Origin of the sequence: Pediococcus sp. M21F004 (assembly GCF_051122535.1) — a bacterium.
Classification (GTDB): domain Bacteria; phylum Bacillota; class Bacilli; order Lactobacillales; family Lactobacillaceae; genus Pediococcus; species Pediococcus inopinatus.
This window is the reverse complement of the sequence record NZ_CP177314.1, coordinates 28,786-51,126: the sequence shown is the minus strand read 5'-3', so window position 1 is coordinate 51,126 and position 22,341 is coordinate 28,786. Positions and strand designations below refer to the sequence as shown.

Here is a 22,341-nt window from a genome sequence, read left to right as displayed (position 1 = left end):
TCTCTCCTCAATCACTTCATTTTTGCATTAGGATTATTTAATTTGAATAAAACCTCTTCTTTAGCTGATTGCGTCATATCATGAAGAATAACTGCTGAAGTTGCCTTATTAACTCCTGAATTTCCTGAGTTCATACCTAACTCTTTTGCCGTACGGACGCGGTCTTTTAGCTTACTTACCGAGTTTGCAAAAAACACCATACAAAAATCATAGTTGTACAGTTTCGTCTCAATTTGTTGTTCCTGTGTAATATAAGTCATGCACAGATGCATGCGAATTCTACATTGGCCTCTCTCCAATTCATCAGATGTATTAGCAGCTCGATCTCGCCACGTAGCATATTTCTTTCCCCAATAACTTTGTTGTAATTCTGTATTGGTCGGAAATTTCGAAGATATAAGTTGAATATCATCTAGAAATTGACCATTAAAATTTCCCCAACTAGTCAACAGTTCAATTCGCTCTGCATGGCTCAGTGCATCCAAATTCTTACCTTCGACTGATAAAATATCAGCATAATAATTTCCTTTTTCAAAACGGTTGGGTAATACTAAATAACCATTCTCATCAAAACGCTTATAATTTAGAAAAGGGAAAATATTATCGATACGGACGTTACTTGTTTCTGGTGAATTTACTTTCTTTTTATTTTTAAGAATGACGTTGACCCCCCTTGCGAATTTGATACCGATCAATTGATTTAAAAATGGTTCGCCGTTTTGCAAGACTTGCCCAAATTAGTTCGAACATATTTTTGCCTGGATTAGTAAATGGATGATGTACCATATAGAACGAAAAATAAAAATTAACACTATAAAACGCTAGCATTTGATCTATTTGAGAATGTGGAAAGGAACCGCCAAACTGAATCGATGGCAACATACAAATCCCAAACGCAACCACATCACGAACGTTCAAAAAAAGGATCTTAGTACGAGCCCGTATACCTCGATTAATTCCATAATTTCCATTAATTTGTAAAGCCATTTTTTTACCTCTTTTCGCTTAAAGATAAACTCTTAAATACAATATTTACTGTAAGCAATCAATAAAAGTTCCGGAACTTTTAGAAAAAAAGATTCTTTGATTGTTAGTCAAAGAATCTAATTAAAACTATTTAGCCCTGATCATCATCATAGTCCTCGAAATCTCGACCAGTAACATGATCCTTCTGGGAACTTTGTGTCATTCTCTGCATACTTTGTGAAAGTTGTTGCTTACCATTTGCAAACTTCTGTTCACTTGTATTAAAACTTTGTTTTGCATTGGATGGGCCAGCTAATGGCTTTTCCGTTTGCTGTGAATTTTGTCTTGCTGTTTTATTATCGATACCACTTTCTGGTTTCTTATTAACACTAGGTTTTGTGGCATGCTTACTTGAAGTAACACCACCTCTTACTTTACTGTCAGGTTTAGGCTTATAGGCATTACCTTTTGGTACCTGCCCCTTACGGACAGAATTATTACCTGTAGGCAATCCGTTGCTCTTACCACTGCTAGTTTGAGGTGTACTTACGCCAGGCATTGTTCTGGTTGATCCAGTAGGTTGATTGTTTCCATTTATTCTTGGATCGCTGGAACTAGGTATTCCGCCTGTTTTTCCATTAGTGGTTGATGTACCAGATGGAGTGTCAGAAATACCATTCTCATTATGATCGCTGTTCTGAACTACTGTATGGGAATCTGCTGTATCATTAGCATCATTACCAGCTGTTCCGGAATACTCACTTCCAGTTAAGCCAGTCGCAGAAGCTTGTCCATTTTCTCCAGATCGTCCATCAATACCATTGATCCCGTTGGTTGAATGACCATCTTGAGACGTGCCACTCATACCAGTGTTCCCATTTTCTCCATTTGTTCCAGCACAGTCAGTGCCATTAATACCACTTTGACCATTTTGCGAATTAGTCGTAGAACCAGTATTTCCATTACTGCCATTTTGACCATCATTTGAACCGGTTGCTGCGCCATTTACGCCATTTGAAGATGTACCTGAACTACCATCGCTTCCTGTAGTTCCTGCACCTTCAGATCCATTTACACCATTACTTCCGGCAGTTCCTGCATCAAAATGACTATTTACGCTATCTTGGCCACTATGAAATTTATCCGCAATTCCTTGTGCACGACTCTGAACGCCATTTTTAATTCCCGAAACACCAGCCTTGGCAGACTGTACTGGATGACTGACAGCTTCTCCAACTGCACCCATGGCACTTGCACCTTTACCAATCAATCCTGGTAATCCAGTTGAACCATTGCCGGCACGACCGGTAACACTACCGCCTTTACCAGTGGCCCATTGACTGGCACCTTTAGCACCACTGATCAAACTGCTACCCATTGCTCCTGCTGCCATGCCAAGACCAGCAGTAGCTGCAATCTGTTGTGCTTCATCACCATGGCCCTGAGATACACCTGTATATTTCTCAATGAATCCTACACCAGAAAAGCATCCATAAAAAGCACCGAGATAAACGACAATATTTAACAATCCTTGTTCACCTAAGCCCAAATTTCCTGCTTTACTAATGACTGTTGGTACATAATCCATGATTAACATCATAATGCGAATTACCACAATTTCTAGTTCCATTGAAGCAAAAGCACCAGCAATGGAGGTCAACAATTCTTTATATTTTCGCGATGATCGTAAATTAACTAAGCCAACATATGGAGAAATGATTCCCATAGTGGTGATATCAAATACACTTTTGACAATTCGCATGGCTAAGGTTAGAAACAAAACACCTAAAATAAGTAATTGTGCAAATGCCGGGATCCAATTAACCTGGTAACGAGTGTAAACTGGTTCGAAAGCATTCAAACTTTTTAATAAGAATGAATGTTTGGAAATTTCAATGACATCGTTAACAACTTTTCCGGTTTTGGAATTGATTTTGCTGGCATACAATTCATGCGTGAAAACATCTCCTGATCCCTTTTTGTAGTTGTTCAATGATTTAACCATATCCGTATCTGCACTGGATATCGTCTGTCCAAAATCAACATGCGTAATTGAATTTTCAGAATTACCACTAGAAGTCAGATCGTTAAAAGCACTACCACCTGATTTTCCGACCTTTAGTACTCCATCTTTCGTTAGCGAATCATTAAAGCCTCCTCTTGCTAGCTTGATCAAATCCACAGTATTATCAGTAATTGGTTGTGAAGCAAGGGTCTGCTTCATTTTCGTTGCACTAACACCCTGTGTACTAGCAACCGTTTTGTTTAATGCACCACCAATTTGTGATAGTCCCCACGGTAAGATAGCAGAAACCATCAATACCAAAATTATATTGGTTAATGCGCTCTTATACTTGGACTTGGCTCTTAATATATTAGTAATTGTTAGGATCAAAATTGCAAGACCAGCCATCACCAGCCCTAAATCATGAAATCCAACAAAGAACTTATACGCCACTGATCCTTTATCATTAAATGTGTCAGTTAAACCGATCAGTTTAAATGTAGCCATAAAAACTTTCTCGGTTGAACTAACCAAACCGTATACAAAAATCAATAAGTGACCCAATAAGTAATTGATAATTTTTGCAATGATAGAGGTCGTTGGGTTCAAATAATGGTTCCACTCCGTATAGAATTGAATGGCATTTTTTGAGTTGTTCGCATCCTTCAACCCTATTGGCATAGCAACAAGCAGGCTTTGTAGTGATGTGAATTTAAATAATAATTGATTAATCAGTAGATCAGCTCCCTTTCTAAAAGAATTTCATTATTAAGGTAGTCATGATTTAAAAATTGGCAAAAAAATAGAAGAACATTTGCATGTTCTTCCAAGTTAAAATTAAAATTTTTTAGTTCATTTTTTTAACTTAACGGTCCTTTTGTATTGTTTTTTGTGTAGTATCCTTAACAGTGTCCACAAAACTTTCATAATTAGTACCCAATTGTTCCTGCAACCAATTAATTTGATTATGTGGCGAGATCGTAAAGAAACGTCCACGTTCTTCTCGAATGTTCTGTTTAATTTGATTGAAAGTTATTGTATCAGTATCTGTTTGACTCAGTGTACCTACAAAGGCGTCCTCAACAGTTTGCATAAATGCACTTTGATCTAACTGATCATTATTAAACAACACCGGTTGTCGATTTAAGTCGTTGTTCATAGCAGTCGTTGCATCATCATCTGTGCCTACATCATAAGCATTATCCACATCAATGTCCTGTAATTGTGATTCTAAGACTTCATTATAGTCAAAGCTTACATCCGCTAAATTCAATCCCAAATGAGGCGTTTCTACTGGAATATCACCCATTGTCATATCGCTATTAAATGTATGATTTAAGAACATCCATCGTGAAGGAATTAGATATTTTCTTAAAACATTGTAAATCGGTGATGGTTTAACTCGGCGATGATACTTATCCCGTCTTGTAGTAGCCCTTAACACCAGCATTTCACCATCTTTGAAATCCATTAATTCATTGGGTTCAAAAATATTCTGACCGATTCGTTGATCTGATAAATTTCCACGATTTAAGTTTTGTAAATCTCCCGAAAGATTCTTCACGTTAACTGTGCGTTTTCCTACAATTTTACTGATCATTTCCGCAGTGGTCGTTGAGTTTGTCAGAATGTAAAAAATATTTGCACAATTTGACTGAATTGTAGCTGCACCTTCTTTACCATAATTATCAGAAAGTTGTTCCAAGTTCTGAACAATAATTTCAAACAAAATATTTTGTCCAAGCCCAATAGATACTTTAGTAGGCATATTTGGAATTGGCGGCAAATTACCAAACTCATCTAGTAGGAAGTGAATACGATTAAACGTTTTACGTCCACTGCTCAACGCCATATCATAGTTTAAATTAAAAGTTTGATCAACCAGAAACGAAACTAACACATTATAGGCCGGATTATGTGGTGGTGTAACTAAGAACAATGCAGTTGGTTGTTCAGAATATTCACATTCCACATTAGAAACTTCAACTCTAACCTGTGTTTTACCATGAAGAACTATAGGAGTAACACCAATAAGAATTGGTTTTCCTGTATATTGATCTCTTACTGGTTTTGAAGACAATCCTCGTCTTTTATATTTTTTATGGCAAACAATCGTCACAAATTCACTACGCATGTCTGACGGATTATTAGGGTTATCAAAAGTTATTTTGACCACAAATTCATCTGGACATTTATTTTCAATTGGATAAACGACGTAACCCTGACGATCAATTTTAACCTGTCGGCTTTCAATTTCTTTACCCTCATTGGTTAAGACATGAACCTTAGCAATCTTTGATAGATAAGGGTTTTGTTCAGGATCATTGCCACCAATTCGTACCCTAAATTGACGCGGAAATCCGATTGTATTTAAATCAATGGAATTCATACTAGTCAATTGGGCAATATTGTCCTGTTGGTAAATCTGTAAGCCCTCCAACGCTGATGAATAGATGGATCCAGCCGTTTCTTTACCAGCAAAGTTAGACTGTTGGAAAGCATTAAAAGCCATCTTTCGAAATGCTGCATAGGGCATTTTTTGGAAGTTCTCAAAGTATAAAGACAATTTAGACTTTTGTTCCGTCGCTAATTGCGGATCATCAACAATTTCGTTATCCGCATTGACCATAACTTGATCCCCGCCCATTTCATTAAGCATCAATTGGGCATTTCTCAAGGTAACTTTTTCCCAGGAATCGTTCCGCTTCGCAATATCCATCAGTGCCAAAATCAAGGCATTTAATAAACTAATTGAGCTTTTAATCCAAAAGTCGTCATTGCCACCACTTTGGTGACCCGGTTTTGTATAGATGGCATTACTTACTGAGTTAATGTATTGCTGTGCTTTATCGTAGTAACCTCGTTTGGCAAAATCTACAGCAACCGCTAATGGATTATAGGCCATAGAACTATTCATGTCCTGTAAATTTAAAACTTGCACATTATAATCTCGTTTCCTTAAGGCCACATATGCCATCTGAAAAAGCTCACCTTTTGGATCATTAACGACCATGGAAGATTTTTTACCAGCCCTCGATAAAATGTCTGCCAAAGGATTTACAAACATCTCACCTTTACCAGATCGAGTAATACCAATAACTAAGCTGTTAACTGTTGATTGATCAATATAATATTTACCTGGGATCCCTTTAGAAGCCAAATCCAAAGTAGTTAATTTGCCAAATCTTGAAATTAATTTCGTACTTAAATCTTGAATATTGTTTGGATCCATTTTATCCATCAGGTCTAGGCCTGCTGGAGTATGATTGGTCACATGACTAATTGGTACACCACCATATCCCGGGAAACTTTTATTTCGGTCTGGAATTGCCTGATACTCACGCTTAATTTCATGTGGTGTTGCTAAAGAGGCTTTTCCGTATTCATTATGATTAATATGATGATATTTACGCCAAATTCGAAAGTCGATCCAAGCCGTCAATCCAACACCAATCGCCAACATACCACGATAAATGGTTTGATACCTTTTAAGTGAATAAGTATCATGAAAAAGCTTCATCGTAAATACATCATTAGTTGTCGGTGGCTTAATCCAATGACCAAGTTTAATACCTGGAGCTAGCCATGGTAGAATCGTATGCAGCATATGAACTGTCCACATTGTAGCTACCCATGTTAACAAAGCACCAATGACAAAGAAAACCAACAGCATGAATGGACCAGCCAACTCAAAAATACCGCGGTTTTCACTTTTTCCAATTTTATCTTTCCTCATTTCAACTCTCCTATCCTCTGATATTCGTGTTAAAGATAGGCAATAAGCTTGAGAACAGAAAAAAATAGAAAGCCGCATAAAAAACAGCTAGCATTTCAGCTAACTGATCTAGTCTGTACTTTTAAACGCTATCATTATTTTATGAGCAAATTTTTTAATTTCACATTAAAGAAATTAATGAACAACTATTTTTTTACATCATTTTTCCAAGAGTTTTTCCATGATTGATTATCTACATAATTATGAACATTTCGTACCAGCTCTAATTCAACTACCACATTATTCTGTGCTTCATTATTTTCTTGAATCACAACTCCTTCATCATTATGGCCCATAACTAAACCAGTGTATGACTCCACTTCTTCATTCCTAAGAGCTAGCAGTTGCACATGGACTATGCGTTTTCTTTTCCATGCTGACAACAATAATGAACTAACCGTCTTCTGATCTTGTTTAGGAAGCAATTTTTCTTCAACCTCCGCCTTCATTTTCTTTAAAGCACTCGTATGATCAGAAAGAAAAAAGCCTCCCCATTTCAGCATGCCTCGGTCTTTATAATCATGTTCAAAAAAATTTTCAGTTACCGACTCATCGACTCGTTCAATTATCATTACTAATCTCCTACTCTTCGAATTCCATTTCTGCCATTGAATCCTCAATATCCAATAAGGCGTCACTATTTTCGAAATATTCAATCCAATTTTCTCGTTTCTTATAAGCATCTTTCTTTAAGACACCTTTTATTTGTTCATACAAATTGTCGACCATTTTATCGTACATTCGATCAACGTCATGTTTGATCACAGCCTCATCTTTTTTCTTAGCCTTGGCACGCTCATCATTTTTTTCGTTTTCATGACCCAAAACTTTCTCATAAAAAAGTTCACTTATTCTTGAATAATGTTCTATGTAATCCTGAAATTCATTTACATTCATATTATCTACCTGTCCTTTCTCTAATGTCTTAATTATACGAACACATGTTTGCATAAGTCAATCAAAATTAACGAAAAATTTCTAAAATAAATGTGGTTTATTTAATCGTTATAAAAATTCGTTTTAAGGCCCAACACTTTAATTAAGCGTATTTATACTAAAACGATTTTATAATCTCTTCCTCGTCACTCTTTATCGTGCTTTTTATATTGGATTTGTGATATTGAAGTAATTTATTTGCGTTCTGTGCTGAAATGCAAAAAATAATAAATTAACGTCAGCCAACATTTACTTTTGACAACGAAAAGTTGTATTCTTCCCGAACAGCTATAAATTCGCTGTTTGTTTTTTTGAAAGGAGGGGTTCCTATGATTATTGGGCTGATCATCATTTTATCACTCGTTTGTTATATATCAGAACACAACAAATAATTACCGGACAAAAACAAACCATACGTATGTATGGTTTATTTTTTTATTTGTGCGCAGTCGTGCCTTCCCCACCGATCCGGACTGCTCGAGCATCTCATTCGACGCATATCCCTGACGTCTCACAAGCTGTTTTCAGTTACTTCGAGCCATAAATCTAAGCTCTCGGCAACTGCTTGGCGGTCGCAAAAGCTCCCTTTTCAACTCTAAAACCACTTTGGTTAAATTTTTCTTCTGTCGTCCATTCCATAAAAGCTTCCGCTTCTCATTTGACAACCCACAGTTTTCCTAGCTCACTTTGCTTGCAGTCAACTAGGGGTTGAATCCAATGATTCACTTCAGCTCAGTCATTCCCGAACAGAATAAAAACTCAACCAAAGGAGTTGTTGAGAAAAAAGTTTCGGGTAACACAGATAGCAGCGAATACATAAATAAAATTAGGAGTGATGGATTTGAACAAAATATCAAGAACAGAAATTAAATTACCATGTTTTCAAGAAACAATTAATGTCTCAGATAATTACAGAGACTATAAAGAGAATTCACAAATTTTAATTATCAATCAGAACACTTGTTGGATAAAAAACAAAAAAAACGAACTCAACAAAGTTTTAATTTTGAAGACTTAAAAAATGTTTTGAAATTTAGTAATTATAGTGATGGATATACAACAACCTGGTCATTTGAAAATATTAAAGTATTAAAAGCCCTGGGCTACGAACTAACTATCACAAAAATAAAGAAATGAGGTATTTATTATGCACAATTTACATTTCAAATCATTCATAGAATTTATTGGACTGGCAATTCTGATCAATATCACATTCGTCGTTTTAATGTTGGGAGCATCAATCCAACATAGTGAAAAAGTTATTCAAGAACAACAACACACCAATGTAGTAGTTCAGCAAATACACCATAAGTATTAATTTTTGCTTTTAAATAGAACATGTGAAGCTTATAATCGGTGCTGTAGGAAGTTATTGAATATTACTAAAAATGAAGGAGTATACCTATGTTCAAAAATAAACATGCAATCATTACCGCAACAGTTGTTATAGCAATTGTCATAATCGGTGGGGCGCTCATACATTCTCGTCAACCTGTTTCATTGCTTGCAGACGTCAAATATGCCACTTCCGGTTACAACGACAACGGAAGTATAGATGTTACCAATGGTTTAGATACCAAAGGAAAAATACGAGATGAAGTTATTGAACTAGCTGGAAAACGAGAAAAATTGTCTAAAGCACAAATAACTAGCTTACAAAATGGAGATGAAAATGGTGTTTCCCCTTCCACTATTGACGCCATAGATAAGGATTACAGAAATATCAGTATCGATTTTAATAAATCAACACTCTTAAAAAATGGCGATAAGGTTTCCCTTTATATAAAAGATAAAAATGCAAAACCTTTAGTAAAAAGTGAAAAGAAAACAGTTACAGTTAAAGGACTAGAGAAAACAAAAACGATTTCTACTAATCAAATTCTCAAACAAGTAAAAGTACAAGCAATTGGATTTAATGGTAAAGGAACTTTGACAGCATATTATGTTAGCAAAAGGGGACTACCTGCAATTAAGATTAAAGCTTCTAAGTTTAAGAATCTAAAGAATAATGACACTGTTGATCTAAAAATATCCTTACGAAACAGTGAAGATGGAATTATTTTCAAAGGTTCTCACAAAAAGTCTCTCAAAATAAATCATTTATTAAACTTGGCTCAGATAACTAATACTAAAGCTGCTGAAACGACAGTTTATAAAACCGTATATGCTAACCAAAAAGGCAACTATGCAGGATCTGGAGCTTTTAAATTAACCGCACATCAATACTTTATAAAACCAATTACACACACTTATATGAAGTCTAGTGGTAAGTTTGGAACCGAAACAAGTAATTATTTAAGTATCAAAAGCCATCCAACACACGCGACCGTTGCAATTGGGCTTTTATCAAATTCAAATCTCGATGAAGGCGAAGATGACAATTACAGCTTTGACGAATATACTTTCCATGTGAATAGTAATGGTAAAATTATGATTTCTAAAAAACTTTCTGATTCTTCTGCTTTTGAAGATTCAGGTTTCGGAAGTGGCTCAGAATACGCTAAAGACGTAATCAAAAACAATAAACAGTTTGAATTAAATTAGGAGGAAGTAAACCATGAATAAAACAATTATCACAGCCATCACTGGTGCAGTAACATTCATTGCTCTAGGTGCAACTGCTGCTCAAGCAAGCACTGTCCACAAAGTAACCGGAATGAAGAACGTTGCCCACTCTGCCCGTGTGGTGTTGAACGATTATCGTTCACATAACAATAATAAACGAATGTACAGTTTAATTAGAAAAAATCATAATAACTACACAATGAAATCTGTGCATTACATCCACAATTTCACTAAATTTACATTGATTAAGTCAGCCAAGATCAGCGGCAAAACCTATTATTATGTTAAAAGCCCAGCAGGCTATACTGGTTGGATCTGGAATGGTTACCTAGGTATGAATACCAGCTATATCAATGGTTCCGGGAACGTGACAGTCAATGGAAATACAACTAATTTCTACAATCATGTAAATCAGGGTGATTACAAATCATTCCTGAAACACTATGGACACAATTATCGCAACCATCGCATGCAAATTAACAAGTTGGCAAAAAAAAGTGGTACTTCAGGTTATTATTTACGGGTTAAATATAATGGTAAAACATGGGGCTGGATTCATCAGAACGGTGTAACTTATAAGGGTAGCAAAACTACCTATACCGCAATTAATGGTAAACCAACTGTAACTGTCAAAACAAACGCAACTAACGATTTTTATAATCATGTAAACCGCGGTAATTATCTCAACCATTTGATCCATTTTGGTGAAAGCTATCATGGAAAAAAGTTCACTACCGATATGAAAGCTAAAAAATCCGGTGTTTCGGGCTACTATTATCGTGTCTATTATAATGGAAAGAACTATGGTTGGATTCACCAAAACGCTTTGAACACTACTAGCTCAAGTAGCAATACTACCAGTGCTAATAAAGTATCCAGTTCTAAAAAATCAAGTAGTACAAGTAACACAATCACTCCACCAAAGAATGGATCGTCATCTACTAATGCTAATAATACTTCCAGCAAACCGGTAACTTCTAGTTCATCTTCAAAAGCCAGCAGTTCTAGCAAGCCTACAAGTTCTAGTTCCTCAAAAGCTTCAAGTGCTAGCAGCTCTAGTGACGACAATGATGGTTATATAGAACCACATTTTGATGATGTTAATATTGCTGAAATCAAAAAAGACATTGTTAAAGACATCAATGCTTATCGTTTCGCACAAGCCAAGCAAGAGGGTGTCACAGATTTAAATGAACAGTATTGGTCATTTACTGAAAATAGTCAACTCAATCAGGCCGCAAATGTACGAATTAAAGAAATTGCAACAGAAAATGGCTATTCTCACACGCGTCCAGATGGTACACAGTTTTTTACAGCCATTGATCAGAGTGGTTACCCAGTAGACCCTCAATTTGCGTCAACTGGTGATGGTACAGCCGAAATTTTAACCCAGGGATTCCAATGCGAAACTAATGCCAAAACAGCACAAAGCTTTGTTGATATCTGGAAAGTTAGCCCCAATCATGCAAGTATCATGCTAAATCCTTATAAAGATGTTGGGGTCGGCGTTATCAACAGCAAATATGGGTTAGAAGCCGTCGTTGATTTTGGAACTCCAAAAGGATGGCTATCCCCTATAATTCAAGAGTAAAAACTATATGCAAAAAAAGTTCACTTCGTTTGAAGTGGACTTTTTATTCACCAAAAATTTATTTTTCCAAATATTTGGCCTGAAAATCTTTAATAAGTTTTGGTGTTACTTCCGTTTTGTTCGAAGGAGTAGCTGTACCGTTAATAACTGCATCAGTAGTATTTGGAATTTGAATCTTACCACTTGTCATGTAATCCTCTAACTGGCTTGTTGTAGCCGATTTGAGATTAGCATTCACGGTCATGATAACTTTTTTACCAACTAAAGTTGCTGGGTTTTTTGCCGTCCAAGTAATTTGAGTTGTTTTACCACTTGTTGATTTAGTAACCGTACCATTCGCCGTAATATCTGTTCCAGTACTATCACTCACTTTAAGATTTGAATAGCTCTGAAGATTTTCAAAGTTTTCACGAACCGCAACTGAACTAACAACATCAGAACCATTATGATCACCAACCGTTACTTCAGATTTATAAAAATAATCTTTAGTAAGATCATCAATTGTAGCTGTGTTGCCCCATGTCTCGTTATCAGTAGAAACTGTCTTGGTTATGCCAGTATCAACCTTAGGGGGAATATGGGTGATAACCTTATTAGAAGTTACTGGTTGCTTATTAATATTCCAACTACCAGTATTAGGAATATCAAGTTTCGTCGTATTCCCCCCATTAGGCTTTACACTAATTTGAACATCATAATTTTTACCATAGAAAGTACTATCCTTTAGTGCAGCCGCTGTAGCAGATAGTTTTACGTTGTTTCCAGATGTTTTATTTGTAAAGTACTTTGAAGTAACATCTGTTGAAGTACCTGCAAGTACTACTTTAACACCTGTTACTTTAACTCGTGAGTCTACATTGTCAGTGAAATCAGCATTTGAGTAATAGTTTTCTGAAATTTCTTTATTAATCAATTGTCTTATAGTATATGTGTATGGCTCTACTGAAGACGTCAACGTATTATCCGTTACATTTTTCTGATCCGAATCACTAACCAACTTCTTTGGCGGGGTTGGTGCAGAAGGTAATGGCTTTGAAGCAGCATAGCCAAAGTACCAAACAGCATGATTAACAGCTTTATTAGCAGCCGAACCATCTTTGTTGTTGTGTAGTTCCCCATATGTGAATGTGACGGCGGATAAACTATTATACGTAGCCGTAAACATAGCATATTTATCCATATCGCTAGATGAATTTGCTTGAGTTGTATTTGCACCCGACGTAATAACAGGAACGTTGGTGTAGAACTTTTCTGATCCATCAGTTCCCTTGCTATAACTAATCCAGTTAGTATTTTTCCCGCCCATATATTTACCGGTAGGGATTGTTGCCGTTGGCACATAAATATTTTGCAGACCCGCTACAGTTGCTTTATCAAAGGTAATATACTGACCTGCGTCTAGATCATTAAATGTATAAAAACCACTTGTAGTCACAGAAGTTGTTGTACCGTGTTTGACAATTTCATATTTCCATTTTGTATTTAATAGCGCTGATTCAAAAAAACCAATTTCATTAGGTTTGACACCGATATTTGGTTTGTAACTACCCATATCACTTGCCAAAGTATAATTCATCATGGTTGCCCGTAAATCTACATTTTGTGTTCCAACATAGCCAACATTCGAAAAAGTAAAACCAGCCTTACCCTTCAAAGATGCTTTGGGTACAAATCCCGTTTTAACCGATTTGAGACTAGTCGCATTTGAGCTCACTTTACCATTATAATGAGCAATCATTGCACTAGCATCATAATTGTTTGGAGTACCAAAAACAGAAACTGTACTTTTACCAGAGCCATTCCATTGTGCAATAAAGTTATATTTTGCGTCTGCCATCATACCCGATTTAATAGTTGTGGCATTCGGTGCAGTAGTAATGGAGGCTGCGCTGGCTTTATTAGTAAAAGCTGCTAAGCTTCCAACCAAACTACTAGCGACCATTGCTACAACTGCTAACAGCACCAGTGGCCTTTTCAAGAAGCTTTTAAACTTTGATTTTTTAGAAAAATCCATCCTATTTTCCCCCTCTCTTCTTGTTTCGCCAAAGAGTTACGCCAGCAAGCACAATAATTACTGCACCAATAGCTGCGATCCATGGATGATTCTCAATCATCTGTTTAGTCTGCGGTAATAGTCCTTCTTTTGCTGGTTGTGCAACCTTTGCCTGCTTAGTAACAGTTGGCGTAGGCGTTTTGACAACAGGTTTAGGATTAGCAGGCTTCAATGTTTCAACATTCACTGTATTAGTGGGAATTTTCTTGCCATTAACAAGGCTGTAGCCTTGATTAGGGATCTTACTAAGATCAACTTGTTTGTTTACCTTTACTTTGACACGCATATCTAGCGTTTGACCAAACCAATCTGAAGCATTGTTAGCTTTCCAATTCGTGGTATTGGTCTTAGAATCAAAGGCTGCTTTGCCTTCGTCGGTAACATCAACTGTTTGACTATTACCGTCAGCATCGATTTTATTATAGAAAACTTTTGTCTTTAAAAATTGAAAGTTGCTATTTAACGGATCGACTAATTCCAATGACTTACTTGTTTCCTGGTTTCCAACTTGGAAGAACAAATCAAACGTCACAACTGACCCACGATTAGCAAACTTACTTTTGACTAATTTAGTAGATTTAGGCAAACTAAAATCCTTACTTAAATCAGTACTGCTAGAACTAGTGGCAACAGAAGATGAACTTGAACTAGCTGTTGTTGCACTAGACGTGCTCGCAAATACTGGTGTCATAAACATCATCGTACTAAGTACGGCTGTAACTCCAGTTGCCAGCTTTCTTCGCATTCCTCTCTTCATTTAATTCACCTCCAATTACTTACTTGAGCTAGATGTACTTACTGTTTTAGCTGAGCTTGAACTACTACTTGAACTGTTCGATGCATTTGAACTAGAATCAGTAGACTTACTCGTTGAACTAGATGTCGTGGATTGTTCAATATATTTTTGCGCATTATTAGAAATCTTAGGCACTGTAACAGTAACGGTTGGTGTCGTATAGATTTTTGAATTAATATTTAAAGTAGCTTTGTTTGGTACAGTTGGAATACCATTTTTAAGGTAATCCATTAACTTAGATGTGTTTTGTAATTTACCACTAACATCAATTGTCCATTCCTTGTTGGCCCAGTCAGTTTTAACTTTTGGCGTGATAGTAAAGCTTTCTTTATCCTTATCAATTGCAATATCGAATTGACTAGAAATATCTTTACCAGTAACTGAGGAACCATCATGTACCGTTACACCCTCTAAGTTGATTACGTCTTCCAAATCATCAGTAGATACAATTTTATCTAATTGAGTATTTGATCCAGCATTATTAGTAATCGCATAGTGATATGTTTTGTTAAAATCGACTTGTAAATTATCAACCAATTTACCATCTGCTCCAACAATTTTCTTATCTGTAGTTGGTGTAACGGTCTTTGGTGGAATCACAACTGGTGTTGGTGTTGGTTTATCTGTATCGTTCCAGAACTGATGAGCAGTATTAGGGATCTTGATAACTCCATTTGCATCAGCATACTTAGTTAAATTAGCCGTCCCGTCAGCATCCATAGTTGCTGTTACCATAACTGCATAGCTTTGGCCGAAAGTATCAGACGCATTTTTGAAGGTAAACTTAAAACCGTTATCCTGTTTGTCCGTAGTGCCACTGCTTGTAACGTCCGTTGCATCTGTTTTAAGATTTAATCCCTTGAGATCATCTGATGAGGAAATAGTTTTATTAAGATGATAAATTTTAACATCTTTATACGTAATTCCGTCAGGTAGATTATCTAGGAAACCAGCTGTTGTCATCTTTTCATTATTTGGAAATGTAAAATACATTGGATAGGTAACTGCATCACCATAATTTGAATGTAATTGATTAACTAAATTAATAGTCTTTCCATTAGAATCGGCTGTTGTAGTTACCGCCTTATCATCTGATGAGGTTCCCCAACCGTCATCCGTTGCACCAGTTGCAGCATTTGCTACTTGTGCAACAACAATTGTAGATAATGAGCCTGCCAACATGATGAAACCGGTAATCCGATTACGTAATTTTGTTGTTTTACTGATATTTTTCATTCTATACACTCCTCCGTGGGAACAAGCTTCGTTGATATTGACTGGCTTGTCTCCACCTAATTTTTTTAATTAACTTTCCACGAATTTCATAACGCATAGAACCTGTCCAGTTGCACGTTGTTAATGTTATAACCGGATGTTGATTTGTTTCTTTGGTATTAAAAATCACCTGAATATCTGTGGGTGGAATAACATGGGTACTGATTTTTCGATAAACGAAAATTTGTTTTCCATTGGTTACATAGATATTCTCTCCCTTACTCATATGAGTGATTGGTGAAAACAAAGTATACTTATCGTCCATATTATGTCCGCACAATGCATAGTTACTTTTCCCCATTACATCTGCTTCATTGTATGGAGCTGGCGCATTACTGTCCTTCAACGTTCCAGCACCAACCGCCAATACTCGGTTAGAATTACCATGATTAATAGGTAACAAAACATCTCTCGACGGGATTGCAATGTATCCTGCTAGGTACAACGGATAATGATTGGCATGGGCATACTTCCAAATTTGATATGGACTAGAAAGCTTATCTTTTTCATTGCCATACGCCAATCTCTTACTCTGCTTTTGACTTGGTTTATGAATATGCCACTTTTGCTTATTTACAATATTGGTACTTTCATGGCGTACCACTGCATTACCAATCTTTCGCCAATTACTTCCAGCTACAAACAAAACAATTCCGATAATAATTAGAAAAATCGCAAATATTCTTCTTCTCACTCTATATTGCCTCGCCTCCATGATGATCCAATGTTAAAACATGCAATTCAGAATTTGTCTTTAATTTTTTGGTCAGTCAAAACTCCCCTTTCTTAAATAACTGACGTAAGAATAAGTAAAAATAATTTTTTGGCAAAAAAATAGAAGATCAAGTTTTATGATCTTTTATTTCGCAATTTACTGTCTTTATTTAGTCAAGCTTTTATATTTTGACTTCTTGATAATTTCGAATAATCACTTTTCCCATCAGGATTAAACTATTACCTTGAATAGGATCAATCATGCTAGTTAATGTTTGAACATTCATATCTTCTTGTTCTTTATTAGACAGTTCACGCCATCTCTTTTGAGAATTCTTCTTCAACAAAGTATGGAAAGTGAGGGCTTCATCTAGATTACTCGTATTTTGTATTTTTGGATGAAGTTTAATCTGCCACAGGTTTCTCATCGCTTTTTGCTGACTCCAGTATGAATTAACATACAGCTTCTGTTTCAACGACAGCTGTAGATATAACTTCTCAAGATTATATTCAAATTGTTGCTCTTCTTTTGATACTTTAATTGACATTGGCATCACTAGAACCTCCGTTCCGTTCACTGCTTGAAGTATTGGTGTTCTTAGCAGCTTTTTCAAGTTTTTGAATTTGTTTATTGGCCTTTGTTAAATTTTCACTCTGTTTTTCGTATTTTTGTTCTGAAGCAGAAGCAGTAGCCTCCGCGTCCGTTCGTTTTGAAGATTCCGTTTTAATTTTACTTTGTAATTGATTATTTCGAGAATGTTCGCTTGACTGGTTAGCCTCAATTTTTGCCATTCGGATATTATTTTGATCATTATTATGAACAATGATCCCAGTTCCTCCACCCACTAATAATATAAGACCAGCAAGCCCACCAATTAACCAATTTTTTACTCCATTGTTCTTGCCACGATCAGATTTTTCTTCCGTGTTTTTTTCAGAGGCTGACCCAATTTGCTTTGCAATAGCCAGCTGAAGTAGACTCGCCATTTGTTCTTGTTCAGGAGACTTTTGTGTACTGCCTTGCTGTGAAGCCAAAAGTAATTTGGAAAAGTCTGCACTGTGATCATTAGCTTTTAGTTCAGCGTTTTCGCTTTTCAAGCGAGCTAGTTCTGTAATCGTAGTCGCGTCTTTCGCACGCAACTGCCTGTTCTCTTCACTCAACACACTATTTTCCTTGAATTTAGCATCAATATCTTTTCCATTATTCTCTGCGCGTCGTTTAGCAGCTAATGATTCGTTAGCATTGCTATGTTCATTAACTAGCTGAGTTGTAAAACTATCTAACGAATTTGATAGTTTCTTAAATAATTCACCACCATAATCTGTTCCCTTTGTTTGCCCAGAAAGCGCCAAATCTTCAACATCAGTTTCTTGAGCTTTTTCCAAATCAGCTGCAAAGCTCTTTTGTGATTTCTCCAATGCTTCTGTCTGTTTATTAATTTCTGCATCGATTTCCGTATTGGTCTTATTGGCAATATCCGTCGTTATAGATTTTTCAGCCGTAACCATATTTTGTTCTGCACTAGTTTTGATCTGGACCAAAATATCGTTATGTCGCTTGTTTTCCGCCGTAATTTTTTTATCACGTTCACTGTCAATGTCGCTTTGCTTGTCCTTTAGCATTTGCTTTCTGACGGTTTTCATTTTTGCCAGAACTTGATCATGAACTTGATTGCGACCATCATTTTTTTTAATAAATTCAGCCAACTGCTCATTTAAATAGTTTTGTTGCTGTTGACGTAACGCCAAGATCTCTCGTTTGAGTTTTGCATTAAGATGCTTTTCTTTTTCAATCAAGAATTGATTAAACTCAATCTTTTTTTGATTCTGACGGTAAGCCACATATTGATCGCTTTCTGGAGAAACAGATTCCATATTAGATGTTGCAAATTTAGGTAAAATAATCTGATATCTGCTTTCAACTTGATTATTAACATCTTCCCCAAGTGTGACAATATTGCCATTCGCTTCGTTAGCGTGTATGACTTCACGTGAAAAGCTTGGTGTAGAATTATTATTTTTTTCTTTTGAGTTTTTCTCACTTGTCTTTTTAACAAAGGGAGACTTAGGAAGTTTCGAAACTCCTTTTTGAACAGCAGTTTTACCTGCGCCCAGATTCAATTCTTTTCCCAAGCTTAATGAAGGTACTGAGGTTGACACTTTCCCTTTTTCTACCTCAAATTCACTAGGAATTTGCGCAACTGATTGATCGTCCACACCTAACTTCTGCTCATAAGCGTTTTGAAAAAAGCGTGCGAATTCAACCTTATCTTTATATTCCGTATTTTCTAATTCGTGTTCATTAAACAAAGCATCAATAATAATCTTGGTCATATTTTGAAAATCAACGTCAATCGTAAAATTGTGGATCGTAAATTCGTCAGAATTATCCATTCGATGAACCACAACTTCTGGGATAACAAATGCGGTTGCCTTTGGTGCTACCTGCAACTCAAAAATTCTTTGAATCAAAATATTGGCCTGCATCAAATCTAGTTTTGGTAGTGTTTCTTGAATACTAGGTTCATTTTTCTCGGTCAATACTTTTCCTGCATCTTGCAGCGTGCTACTACTTACGTTCTCTAAATTATCGATTTGAAGAACTATTAGTTCATCAGGGAAAATATCTTTATTTTTCTTAAACTTATCGAAAAATTTCATTCTACGTTCACTCCTTATTTTTTTGACTGAAATTTACCTTCTCAAAATAATCAATTGCTGTGAGTTCACAAACTTATAGAAAATTAGGTAAAGAAAAAGCCTCAATCATCAAGATTGAAGCTCTCGTAAATATAACTAGAAACTCTTTGTACTTTGAGCACTCAAGAAAGATAGTGCCGAAACAGCTGCATATGCTACTAGCACCGCAACCCCAGCAGCTAACCAACCATCTTTGGCTTTACGTTTTGCACCCTCACCACCAGTAGAGTGGATAGCTGACCATAATATGACCATCAATCCAGCCGCAGCTGAAACTAACAGTTTTCCTGGTCCATTCCAACCTTTAAATAGTGTGGCAAAGTTGCTTAATGGGTTACTAGCTAGCAACACACTAGATTGCAATTCCGCGGTCTTACTAATAAAAGTGCTTAAAAAAATCGTCCCAAAACTTGTGATTCGCAATTCCCCCTATCAATTAAACTCATCAATAGCACATCACTATTAATCGTTCTTAATTTATTTAATGATGTTCTAATCACCAAGTTTTAGAAACTAATTCTCGGTGCCCCGATTTTTTTCTTCATTAGACTCATTAATTTGCTTAATTTTAGCCAAACTTTCTTTTAAATCAAATGGATCTAAATTCAGTTGCTTACAAACTAAAACACCAATTCTTTCGTAGTTCTTAGTTTGTAACTTTTTTCGCTTAGTTTCTAATTCAGCAACCTTTTCTTTGGCCTTAGCTAGTTGCGTTTCGATATTCATATGAACTCCTCTTTTCTGTTTTCTATTTTTCTATGTCGAAGTTATATAACACTAAGGACGAGCATGGAAAATAACTTTACGCTCATCAATCAAACTGTTTTCAATTTCATCAGCCGATTTACCTTTGATATCAATAAAAAATGTGTGAAAGTTTCGCGGGTTAGATCGATCAAATCGCAAAACAATATGGGCAATGGGTGCCGTGATCACATTATAAATTGCCCTAGCTAGAGGCCGAGCACCATTGTCTACGTCAGTACCAATATCTGCCAGATAATCAATTAATTTGCTGTCTTGTTTATCTTCATCTTGGTAATGTAATTCATATCCTTGATTGTTCAGCTTCTGTCGTAGTTCGGCGAGTCGTTTACGAGCAATTACTCGTATAACCGGTTTATCCAGCACATTGAATACAATTATATGATCAATTCGGTTAATGAATTCTGGACGATGAAATGCAGTAATCAATTCAGCATTCACATTTTTTTGGAATTGACGATCTTTATTTTTCGCTTCCTCAGTACCTTTAAAATCCTTAATATCCTTTATAAACTCAGAACCAACATTAGTAGTCATAATGATGATCGTATTTTTAAAATCGATCAAACGTTTGGTGTTGTCACCAGTAGTTAATCTTCCATCATCTAGAATTTGCAGTAATAAATTCCAAACCTCTGGTCTTGCCTTTTCCAGTTCATCAAATAGCACCACTGCATATGGCTGATGCTTAACAGCCTCAGTAAGTACACCTTTATGATCACCTTTACCGATCAGTTTCTCTACCCCATCTTTACCGGAGAACTCAGACATGTCTAACCGAATGTAGTTATCTTCACGATCAAACATTGCCTCCGTTAGGGCTTTTGCCATTTCTGTTTTGCCAACCCCAGTCGTCCCCAGAAATAAAAATGAAGCGATCGGTTTAGACACGTCCTGCAAACCAGCACTGGCAATAGATACTGCATCGGCCACCTCGTGCACTGCCTGTGATTGGCCTTTAACGCGGTCACTTAATTTTTTTTCTATATTAAGTAACCGAGTTGCTTCATCTTTGAGGATAGTGGTGACCGGAATACCAGTCCAATCTTTCAAAACTTCAGCAATTTCTCTTGCCCTAATTGTTTTATCTGATTTGTTTTCAGCAATAGAACCAGCCTCATCCAACAAATCAATGGCCTTGTCAGGTAAAAAACGATCTGTAATATATCGCTTTGATAACAAGACTGTTTCCTTGATTGCACGATCTGTATACTTTACCCCATGAAACTTTTCGTAATTTCTTTTAATTCCTGAAATAATTTGAATTGCTTCATCTGTAGTTGGTTCTGGTAATTCAATTACTTGGAATCGTCGCTGCAAAGCACGATCCTGTTCAAGATATTTGTGAAACTCGTCAATGGTCGTACATCCAATGATTGAAATTTCACCACGTGCTAATGCAGGTTTAAGAATATTGCCGGCATCCAAAGCACTGCCATTACTTGACGCTCCTGTATTGACAATTTCGTGAATCTCATCAATAAACATGATATTACGGCCTTTAGTTTTTTTTAGTTCTTGAATTAGACCATTAAATTTTTCAGAAAAAGTCCCACTTGAATCACTATGAATTGAAGCCATTTCTAAAACCAGAATGTGGTGATTCAGTAAACGATCTGGAACATTGTTTAACCAGATTTCCTTAGCCAACCCCTCGACCGTTGCCGTTTTTCCAACTCCTGCCTCACCAATGAGTAAAGGACTATTTTTTGTTTTTCTCGTCAATGAATGAATAAGATCCCTTATTTGTTGCCCTCGTCCAATTGCTTGATATTCATCCGGTGCCATCATTACTTTATCGGTCAAATCAGTTGTATACTGATCCAACAATGGTGTTTGAATTTGTTCAGAAGTCTCCATCGTCATCATCAGCTCCTTCTTGTCCCCCTTCCACAGTTGGATCAACGCTTTCGGAGGAGAATGGATCGTCATTAGTATCAGAATCCGATTCACTGGCGTCGAAGTCTTCTTCAAAGGTCTCCTCCGGTATTGTGGTTTTAGCAGCGCTAACGTCGTTATCTTTGAAATCAAATTCATTTACATGTGTTTTTTTACGGTCAATTTCTAAATTGGGTTTTGGAACTACTGCTTCCGGCTCCGCCACCGTAAACTCTGGGATCCTTATTTTCTTGGTCAATTTTTCTGGATCAGTCACAACTTCATCAACCACTTTTAAATTACTTTTATCGTTATCCATATA

Annotated in this window: 19 protein-coding genes; 3 read left to right on the top strand and 16 right to left on the bottom strand. The window is 36.3% G+C overall.

What is annotated here, in order from left to right; translation table 11 throughout:
- Positions 1 to 11: 11 nt before the first annotated feature.
- From ACLHK8_RS00325 to ACLHK8_RS00300, 6 genes are all read right to left on the bottom strand, one after another.
- Positions 12 to 725 (bottom strand): hypothetical protein, encoded by a 714-nt coding sequence (locus tag ACLHK8_RS00325; RefSeq protein WP_323707359.1) that lies wholly within the window; start codon positions 723 to 725, stop codon positions 12 to 14.
- Complete coding sequence (locus tag ACLHK8_RS00320) at positions 652 to 987, bottom strand: hypothetical protein (RefSeq protein WP_434520337.1); 336 nt, start codon at positions 985 to 987, stop codon at positions 652 to 654. The genes ACLHK8_RS00325 and ACLHK8_RS00320 overlap by 74 nt, the downstream gene beginning before the upstream one ends.
- 130 nt (positions 988 to 1,117) lie before the next feature.
- The gene (locus tag ACLHK8_RS00315) at positions 1,118 to 3,652 is read right to left on the bottom strand and encodes a pLS20_p028 family conjugation system transmembrane protein (RefSeq protein WP_434520336.1); all 2,535 of its coding nucleotides are present in this window, start codon (positions 3,650 to 3,652) and stop codon (positions 1,118 to 1,120) included.
- Between the two features lie 184 nt (positions 3,653 to 3,836).
- The gene (locus ACLHK8_RS00310) at positions 3,837 to 6,707 is read right to left on the bottom strand and encodes a VirD4-like conjugal transfer protein, CD1115 family (protein WP_323707362.1); all 2,871 of its coding nucleotides are present in this window, start codon (positions 6,705 to 6,707) and stop codon (positions 3,837 to 3,839) included.
- A 185-nt stretch (positions 6,708 to 6,892) separates the two neighbouring features.
- A complete protein-coding gene (locus tag ACLHK8_RS00305) occupies positions 6,893 to 7,318 on the bottom strand; it encodes a hypothetical protein (RefSeq protein ID WP_323707363.1) in 426 nt (141 codons plus the stop codon).
- Between the two features lie 10 nt (positions 7,319 to 7,328).
- Complete coding sequence (locus ACLHK8_RS00300) at positions 7,329 to 7,643, bottom strand: hypothetical protein (protein ID WP_323708989.1); 315 nt, start codon at positions 7,641 to 7,643, stop codon at positions 7,329 to 7,331.
- A gap of 1,186 nt (positions 7,644 to 8,829) precedes the next feature.
- Here ACLHK8_RS00300 and ACLHK8_RS00295 point away from each other — a divergent pair.
- The 3 genes from ACLHK8_RS00295 (at position 8,830) to ACLHK8_RS00285 (ending at position 11,838) form a co-directional block, all read left to right on the top strand.
- Positions 8,830 to 9,000 (top strand): hypothetical protein, encoded by a 171-nt coding sequence (locus ACLHK8_RS00295; RefSeq protein WP_323707366.1) that lies wholly within the window; start codon positions 8,830 to 8,832, stop codon positions 8,998 to 9,000.
- A gap of 86 nt (positions 9,001 to 9,086) precedes the next feature.
- Complete coding sequence (locus tag ACLHK8_RS00290; RefSeq protein ID WP_323708990.1) at positions 9,087 to 10,226, top strand: hypothetical protein; 1,140 nt, start codon at positions 9,087 to 9,089, stop codon at positions 10,224 to 10,226.
- A 13-nt stretch (positions 10,227 to 10,239) separates the two neighbouring features.
- On the top strand, positions 10,240 to 11,838 hold the full coding sequence (locus tag ACLHK8_RS00285; protein WP_323707368.1) for a GW dipeptide domain-containing protein: 1,599 nt from the start codon (positions 10,240 to 10,242) through the stop codon (positions 11,836 to 11,838).
- A gap of 58 nt (positions 11,839 to 11,896) precedes the next feature.
- On the opposite strand, the gene ACLHK8_RS00280 is transcribed toward ACLHK8_RS00285, so the two are convergent.
- The 10 genes from ACLHK8_RS00280 to ACLHK8_RS00235 all read right to left on the bottom strand — a co-directional run bounded on the left by ACLHK8_RS00280 (position 11,897) and on the right by ACLHK8_RS00235 (position 22,338).
- Positions 11,897 to 13,852 carry an isopeptide-forming domain-containing fimbrial protein gene (locus ACLHK8_RS00280; RefSeq protein ID WP_434520335.1) on the bottom strand — a complete coding sequence of 652 codons (1,956 nt, stop codon included), beginning with the start codon at positions 13,850 to 13,852 and terminating at the stop codon, positions 11,897 to 11,899.
- A gap of 1 nt (position 13,853) precedes the next feature.
- Positions 13,854 to 14,648 carry an isopeptide-forming domain-containing fimbrial protein gene (locus tag ACLHK8_RS00275; RefSeq protein WP_434520334.1) on the bottom strand — a complete coding sequence of 265 codons (795 nt, stop codon included), beginning with the start codon at positions 14,646 to 14,648 and terminating at the stop codon, positions 13,854 to 13,856.
- Positions 14,649 to 14,663: 15 nt separating this feature from the next.
- Entirely contained in the window at positions 14,664 to 15,923 is a 1,260-nt protein-coding gene (locus ACLHK8_RS00270; protein ID WP_434520333.1) for a hypothetical protein, read from the bottom strand.
- A 1-nt stretch (position 15,924) separates the two neighbouring features.
- Positions 15,925 to 16,656 (bottom strand): class A sortase, encoded by a 732-nt coding sequence (locus ACLHK8_RS00265; protein WP_323707372.1) that lies wholly within the window; start codon positions 16,654 to 16,656, stop codon positions 15,925 to 15,927.
- Positions 16,657 to 16,858: 202 nt separating this feature from the next.
- Complete coding sequence (locus ACLHK8_RS00260; RefSeq protein ID WP_434520332.1) at positions 16,859 to 17,230, bottom strand: hypothetical protein; 372 nt, start codon at positions 17,228 to 17,230, stop codon at positions 16,859 to 16,861.
- On the bottom strand, positions 17,214 to 19,337 hold the full coding sequence (locus ACLHK8_RS00255) for a hypothetical protein (protein WP_434520331.1): 2,124 nt from the start codon (positions 19,335 to 19,337) through the stop codon (positions 17,214 to 17,216). The genes ACLHK8_RS00260 and ACLHK8_RS00255 overlap by 17 nt, the downstream gene beginning before the upstream one ends.
- A gap of 135 nt (positions 19,338 to 19,472) precedes the next feature.
- Positions 19,473 to 19,799 (bottom strand): hypothetical protein, encoded by a 327-nt coding sequence (locus tag ACLHK8_RS00250; RefSeq protein WP_323707375.1) that lies wholly within the window; start codon positions 19,797 to 19,799, stop codon positions 19,473 to 19,475.
- Between the two features lie 90 nt (positions 19,800 to 19,889).
- Entirely contained in the window at positions 19,890 to 20,102 is a 213-nt protein-coding gene (locus ACLHK8_RS00245; RefSeq protein ID WP_323707376.1) for a hypothetical protein, read from the bottom strand.
- 51 nt (positions 20,103 to 20,153) lie between these two features.
- Positions 20,154 to 22,010: an ATP-dependent Clp protease ATP-binding subunit gene (locus tag ACLHK8_RS00240; RefSeq protein ID WP_323707377.1), complete on the bottom strand. Its 1,857-nt coding sequence runs from the start codon at positions 22,008 to 22,010 to the stop codon at positions 20,154 to 20,156.
- Positions 21,988 to 22,338 (bottom strand): hypothetical protein, encoded by a 351-nt coding sequence (locus ACLHK8_RS00235; protein ID WP_323707378.1) that lies wholly within the window; start codon positions 22,336 to 22,338, stop codon positions 21,988 to 21,990. Before ACLHK8_RS00235 ends, ACLHK8_RS00240 begins: the two co-directional genes overlap by 23 nt.
- Positions 22,339 to 22,341: the final 3 nt, after the last annotated feature.